Annotated in this window: 6 protein-coding genes; 2 read left to right on the top strand and 4 right to left on the bottom strand. The window is 71.8% G+C overall.

What is annotated here, in order from left to right:
* Both ACWD1Z_RS36015 and ACWD1Z_RS36010 read right to left on the bottom strand, forming a co-directional pair.
* Positions 1 to 1104 (bottom strand): ABC transporter permease (locus ACWD1Z_RS36015; protein ID WP_451124912.1); only part of this gene is annotated, 1104 nt, incomplete at its 3' end.
* Positions 1101 to 1808, bottom strand: a complete 708-nt coding sequence (locus tag ACWD1Z_RS36010) for an ABC transporter ATP-binding protein (protein ID WP_451124910.1) — start codon at positions 1806 to 1808, stop codon at positions 1101 to 1103. The genes ACWD1Z_RS36010 and ACWD1Z_RS36015, both read right to left, overlap by 4 nt.
* 233 nt (positions 1809 to 2041) lie before the next feature.
* Between ACWD1Z_RS36010 and ACWD1Z_RS36005 the strand changes: the two genes are divergently transcribed.
* Both ACWD1Z_RS36005 and ACWD1Z_RS36000 read left to right on the top strand, forming a co-directional pair.
* Positions 2042 to 2851, top strand: coding sequence for a sensor histidine kinase (locus ACWD1Z_RS36005; protein WP_451124908.1), 810 nt, complete (start codon positions 2042 to 2044; stop codon positions 2849 to 2851).
* Positions 2848 to 3654, top strand: coding sequence for a response regulator (locus tag ACWD1Z_RS36000; protein WP_451124906.1), 807 nt, complete (start codon positions 2848 to 2850; stop codon positions 3652 to 3654). The genes ACWD1Z_RS36005 and ACWD1Z_RS36000 overlap by 4 nt, the downstream gene beginning before the upstream one ends.
* A 146-nt stretch (positions 3655 to 3800) precedes the next feature.
* On the opposite strand, the gene fusA is transcribed toward ACWD1Z_RS36000, so the two are convergent.
* Together fusA and ACWD1Z_RS35990 are read right to left on the bottom strand one after the other, a co-directional pair.
* On the bottom strand, positions 3801 to 5882 hold the full coding sequence (fusA, locus tag ACWD1Z_RS35995; RefSeq protein WP_451124904.1) for an elongation factor G: 2082 nt from the start codon (positions 5880 to 5882) through the stop codon (positions 3801 to 3803).
* Positions 5883 to 6439: 557 nt separating this feature from the next.
* Positions 6440 to 6742: DoxX family protein (locus ACWD1Z_RS35990; RefSeq protein ID WP_451124902.1), on the bottom strand; the 303-nt coding region annotated here is incomplete at its 5' end.

Here is a 6742-nt window from a genome sequence, read left to right as displayed (position 1 = left end):
GTGGGCGCGCAGCCCCGGGGCGAGCGCGGCCAGGAGACAGACGACCGGCATGCCGAGCAGGGCGAGCGCGTTCACCCAAGGCGCGATGCCGACATCGCCGTGGAACACCCCCGCCTCGGGCCCCGTGAACACGAAGTCGAAGAACAGTCCCGCCACCAGGTTGCCGATCGCGGTGCCGAGCGCGCAGCCGAGGATCGCGGGGACGCAGATCATCGTGAGATAGACGGCGAGCACCTGGCCCGGCGTGAATCCGAGTGCCTTGAGAACGCCTATGTGCCGGAAGCCGGAGATGACGGCGCCGCTGACCACGTTGGCGACGATGAGCACCGACACAAGGATGCCGAGCAGCCCGAAGGCCAGCAGGTAAGGGGCGTACGCGCGGGCCGAACCGCCGATTTGGGCCTTGAGGGCGAGATATGACCGGGATCCGGTCAGCGCGTCCTTCGGCAGGCCGTCGGTCACGGTGGCCAACTGGGCCCGCAGACGGTTGTCCGATGAGGCGTCCTCGAAGCGGAAGAGCATCTGGGTGGCCGAAGGGCGCAGGGCCGTCATCTGGGCGGGCGCGACCCAGGCGTCCGCCGTACCACTGAGGTCGAAGCCGAACCCGACGATGGTGAGGTCCGGGCCCGACGGAACCTCGATCCGCTTGCCCAGGTCGTCGTCGGTCCAGTCCGACTGCCGGTTGACGACGACCTCGCCCTGCCCGGTGGCCCAGCGCCCGGCCCAGAGGTCCACCTGGCCGACCGGGCCGCCGGGGTCGGGACGGCCCACGATCGTGAGGTTGCTGCCCAGGCCCAAGTTCATTGCGTCGCGCGGCAGTTCGACCGTCGCCTGCCGGAACGGCCCGGCGGCGGCCTCCACGCCCGGCTGCCGTGCTGCCCGCGCCAGCCGTGCGCCCGAGACCTCAGCGGGGTCGAACACGGCGACGACATGGGGCCCGCGTTGCTTGGCAAACGCCTTGTCGAACGGTGCGGAGGCGGCATCGACCAGGCCGAGCGCGAGCACCATCGCAACGGTGGAGACCAAGGTGACCAGACCGATGACCAGGGTCTGGAGCCTGCGCCGTCGTACGGCCGCACGCGCGGTCCACCACACCGCCCTCATACGGCCGGCTCCAGGGTGTGCTCGCCGGCCACCCGGCCGTCCGCGAGCACGACGAGCCGACTCGCGCAACGTCGCGCGAGACGTTCGTCGTGCGTCACGAGGATCAGCGTCTGGCCGATCTGGTTGAGGTCGAGCAGCAGGTCCATGACCTGTTCACCGGCACGGCTGTCCAGAGCGCCGGTCGGTTCGTCGGCCAGCAGCAGTGCGGGCCGGTTCATCAACGCCCGTGCCACGGCGACGCGTTGCCGCTCGCCGCCGCTGAGCACCGCCGGGTAGGCGCGGGCCCGGTCGGCGATCTCCAGCTCCTCGAACAACTCCAGCGCGCGGCGGCGCGCCTGACGGGCGGGGGTGCCGGTCAACTGGGCGGCGAGGGCGACGTTGTCGAGCGCCGACAGGTCGTCGATGAGGTTGAAGAACTGGAAGATCATGCCGATATGGCGGCGCCGGTACAGGGCGAGGCCCTTCTCGCTCAGTTCCCCCACACTCTCGCCGCGTACGACGGCCGTCCCGGCCGTCGGCCGGTCCAGGCCGGCGATCATGTTGAGCAGGGTGGACTTGCCGCAGCCCGAAGGCCCCATCACGGCGACCGCCTCCCCTGCCTCTATCTCCAGGGACACCCCGTCCAGAGCGGTCGTCTCCCCGTACTCCTTGCGCACACCGTCGAGTCGTACGACGGCCTCTGCCCTGCTGTCCTCGTTGACCATGAACAGGACGCTACGTCGGCGCGGCAACACGAACATCCGCCCCCGGATGGCACATTGGGTGTCTCCTCATCCCGCAGATGCAGCATCCCCAGCCCACAGGCGGATGCGGACCCCGCAAGCGGTCTGCGACAGTGAACATCGTGTGGGACAGGGATCCGGCTGCGCTGGAGGTTGCGCTGGCCGGCGCGCTTGGGTTGGCGTGCGTGGCCGTCGTAGGGCTGACTGTGGCACTGGTGCGGACGCGGCGCCGCTGGCAGGCGGCCGTGGGAGAGCGCGGCTGGCTCGTGGAGCGGGAACGGGCGAGCGCCGCGCGCGCCGCGGTCGCCGCCGAACGCGACCGTATCGCCCGGGAGTTGCACGACATCGTCAGCCACAACGTCAGCCTGATGGTGGTCCAGGCCGGTGCGGCACGCGAGGTGATGGGCACGATGCCGGACGAGGCAGAGATGGCCCTGCGCGCCGTGCAGGATGCGGGCCGTGGCGCGATGACCGACCTGCGGCACCTGCTGGGAGTGCTGGCACCGTCCCCGAACGGCGAGGACATCGACCGGGAACCGGGAACCGAAGCGGGCGACGGCGACGGCAGCGGCGACATGAGCGAACTGACACCGCAGCCCGGCCTCGACCGGCTCAGCCCCCTGGTGGACCGGGTCTCGTTCGCCGGGCTGCCTGTTGAGGTGCGTATCCTTGGCGAACCGCGCCCCCTGCCCCGAGGAATCGAACTGACCGCGTACCGCATCGTCCAGGAGGCGCTGACCAACGCGCTCAAACACGGCGACGGCGGCAAGGCCGAAGTCACCGTGCGCTACGCGGACAACAACCTGCGGGTGGAGGTGCTCAACACCGGCCCCAGCGTGCTGACCGCCGGCGCCCCCACGCGGCCCGCGCCGGCCCGCCCCGTCCCGCTGCACCGCGAAGGACCCGGTCGCGGGCTGCTGGGCCTGCGGGAACGAGTCGCGGTGTACGGCGGAGACCTGGACGCCCGCCGTCGTCTCGGCGGCGGCTACCGGGTCCGTGCCCGCATCCCCTTGGACCGCCCATGACACCGACCCCACCCGAGCGGACGCCACGGGTGCTCATCGCCGATGACCAGACACTGATCAGGACCGGCTTCCGGTTGATCCTCACCACACGCGGAATCGACGTCGTGGGTGAGGCGGCCGACGGGGCCGAAGCGGTCACAGCGGCTCGCCGTCTTCGGCCGGACGTCGTGCTGATGGACATCCGCATGCCGAACATGGACGGCCTGGAGGCGACCCGCCTCATCCTGGACCACACCCCCGACTGCCGTGTCCTCATGCTGACCACCTTCGACCTGGACCGCTACGTGTACCGGGCACTGGCGCTCGGAGCCAGCGGCTTCCTCCTCAAGGACGTCACCCCGCAACACCTGGCAGCGGCGATACGCCTGGTCGACACCGGCGACGCGCTGCTCGCTCCGTCGATAACCCGCCGCCTGGTGGAGCGTTTTGCCGGAGGCCGCGAGGCAGGGGATGCCGCGGAAGACCATGGTTGGGATACCGGAGACGAACATCGACACGACGCCTCCCGACCCGCTCACATTCCCACCCAGCACGCACGACTCACAGCCCTGACCCCGCGCGAACGGGAGGTCCTGATCCTGCTGGGCCGGGGACTGTCCAACGCCGAACTCGCGGCCGAGCTGACCCTGAGCGAAGCCACAGTGAAGTCCCACGTGGCCCGGATCTTCGCCAAGCTCACCCTCCGCGACCGCGCCCAGGCCGTCGTCCTCGCGTATGAGACAGGACTTGTCAGACCGGGAGACGTACCGCCGCCCAGCGCCTCGGCCGTGCGGCTCGGGCCGGACGCCTCAAAGCGCGGTTAAATCGGGGTGTGCCCACGAAGCGACCCGGTTCCCGGGGGATCCGGGCCGCCCATGGTTCGGTCGAACCGCCCCGGTCTGTGTTCACGGCAGGGGGACGAACCGACCCCGCACCCCTCGGAGTGCGAGGCCGGCTCATCACCCGGCTATTACCGTCCCCTCACCTGAGCCGTCAGGCCCTGCGGAACCTCCGCGTAGCCCGCCGGGCGGGTGGTGAACGTGCCCCGGCCCTGGGTGCGTCCGCGCAGGCGGGAGGCGTAGCCGGACAGTTCGGCCAGCGGCACCGTCGCCGTCACCACCGCCGTACCGCCGCGCGTCGCCGACGCCGACACCCGTCCGCGGCGTGCTGCCAGGTCGCCCAGGACCGCCCCCACGCAGTCCTCCGGCACGGTCACCGTCACCTCGGCGACCGGCTCCAGCAGCCGCAGCACGCAGGCCCGCAGGGCGTCCCGCAGTCCGAGCCGGCCGGCGGCACGGAACGCGAGTTCCGAGGAGTCCTTGGTGTGCGTGGCTCCGTCGGTGAGCGTGACCCGCACGCCGGTCACCGGATGACCGCCCAGCGGACCCTCCGTCAGCGCGTCCCGGCAACCGGCCTCGACCGCGCGGACGAACTCCCGCGGGACCCGGCCGCCGACCACCGTCGAACGGAACGCGAAGCCGGCCTCGCCGTCCGCGGCGTCCAACGGCTCGACGTCCAGCACCACATGGGCGAACTGCCCGGCGCCGCCGTCCTGCTTGACGTGCCGGTACACCAGCCCCGTCACCCCGCGGACCACGGTCTCCCGGTACGACACCTGCGGGCGGCCGACCGAGACCTCCAGCCCCCGGTCGCGGCGCAGTTTCTCCACCGCCACCTCCAGGTGCAGCTCGCCCAGGCCCGACAGCAGCGTCTGGCCGGTCTCCGGATCGGTACGCACCACCAGCGACGGATCCTCCTCCGCCAGCCGGGCCAGCGCCGAGGCCAGCCGGTCGGTGTCCTGGCCGAGTCGGGCCTCGACGGCCACCGACACCACCGGGTCGGCCGTGCCGGGCGGTTCCAGCACGATCGGCGCCGAGGGGGCGCACAACGTCGTACCGGCACGCGCCGACTTCGGACCGATCACGGCGACGATGTCCCCGGCCACGGCCAGGTCCGTCTCGGTGTGCCGGTCGGCCTGCACCCGCAGGATCCGGCCGACCCGTTCGGTGCGCTGCGCACCCGTGTCCAGCACCGTGTCCCCCTTTCGCAGTACGCCGGAATAGATCCGCAGGAAGGTCATCCGGCCGGTGGGCGCCGCGTGCACCTTGAAGGCCAGCGCGGCCAGGGGCGCGGCCGGATCGGCGGGACGCTCCTGTTCCGTACCGTCGATCGTGCCGCGCACGGCGGGCACGTCCGCCGGCGAGGGCAGATACGCCACCACTGCCTCCAGCAACGGCTCGATGCCACGGTTGCGGTACGCCGAACCGCACAGCACCACCACGGCCTCACCCGTGCCCGTGCCGGTCAGTTCGCGCAGCGCCGTACGCAGTGTCGTCTCCGCGATTGCTCCGACCGTGCAGTACTCCTCCAGCGCCCGCGGATGCAGTTCGGCGACTGCCTCCTCCAGCGCCCGGCGGCGTCGCAGGGCCTCGGCGCGCAAGTCCTCGGGCACCGGGCGTTCCTCGTACGCGCCCGTGTCCGGGGGCCACACCACGGCCCGCATCCGGACCAGGTCGACGACGCCCTCGAACCCGTCCTCGCGGCCGATCGGCAACTGCACCACCAGGGGTGTGGTGCCCAGCCGTTCCCGGATCGACGTAACCGCCGTGTCGAGGTCGGCACCCGCGCGGTCCATCTTGTTGACGAACGCCAGGCGTGCGACCTGGTGCTTGTCGGCCTCTCGCCACACGGCTTCGCTCTGCGGTTCGACGCCGGCGACGGCGTCGAAGACGGCCACCGCGCCGTCGAGGACGCGCAGCGAGCGGGTCACCTCGTCGGCGAAGTCCACGTGTCCCGGGGTGTCGATGAGGTTGATGCGGTGTCCGTCCCAGTCGCAACTGACCGCCGCCGCGAAGATGGTGATGCCCCGGTCGCGTTCCTGGGAGTCGAAGTCGGTGACGGTGCTGCCCTCGTGCACCTCGCCGCGCTTGTGGACGGCGCCGGTCAGGAACAGGATCCGCTCCGTCACGGTGGTCTTCCCGGCATCGACGTGGGCGAGGATGCCCAGGTTGCGGACGGCGTGGAGCGCGCGGAATGTGAGGTCGGTACGCACGGCCTTGAGGCCCTTCTACGGGTGTCGTGAGTGGTGAAGAGGCAGCGCGATGGGCGGACGAAGCCTGCGGAACGCACTCCTGCGCCGGGCCGCGACAAGTCACGGGGCGGCAGGGCAGGGGTCAGCGACGGTCTTCGACCGGGGTCTCCAGTGCCGGCCGCGCGGCGGGCACCGGGCTCACGAGGACACGAGGATCACGTCGAACCGTGTCCAGGGGGAGACGACAGCGATGGCGGTACGCACTGTCGGCCTCCCCTCACATCTGAACTCGGAACACGTAGGACGCACCGGCCAGTTCGGGCCGGACGCGTACCGAGAGTGTAGGGACCGGGGCGGGCGCGGGCACGAGAATATTCCAGCGATGCGGGCGCGGCCGGTCGTGACAGCGGCGGTGACAGCGGTCGCGTAACGAGAGCCCAGCGCCTCCCCCGCCTCTGCGGACAGGAGCCGCTCGGTGCGGACGGTCTTGCGGTTGCGAGCGCAGCGGCCGGCCCACCGCTCGGACAGCCGGACCCCCAGGTACAGACCGAGTCCGCCCTGGGGGTCGGTGCTTCGGACTACTGAGGCACCGAGGAGGTCTTCGCGCCCGTCGCCCCCCGGGCCGCCCGCAGGGACCGCATCACGAGCGGGACCTGCAAGGGCACCCGCGCCCAAGCCGCGGCGCGCATCGCCGGTGAGCGGCGCTGCCAGTCCACCGCCATCTGCACGTTGGCGGGGAGCACCGCGAGGAACAGCCCCGCCGCCAGCCAGCCGCCGGCGCGCCGGGTGCGCGGTACGGCGAGCGCCGCGGCGACAGCGAGTTCGGCCGCGCCGCTCACATGGGTCCAGGTCCGCGGGCTGCCGGGCAGCCCGCGCGGCAC

It is taken from the genome of Streptomyces sp. NPDC002784, from assembly GCF_053592135.1.
Note: the sequence above shows the minus strand (reverse complement) of the source record. Positions and strands in the feature narration are given on the sequence as shown.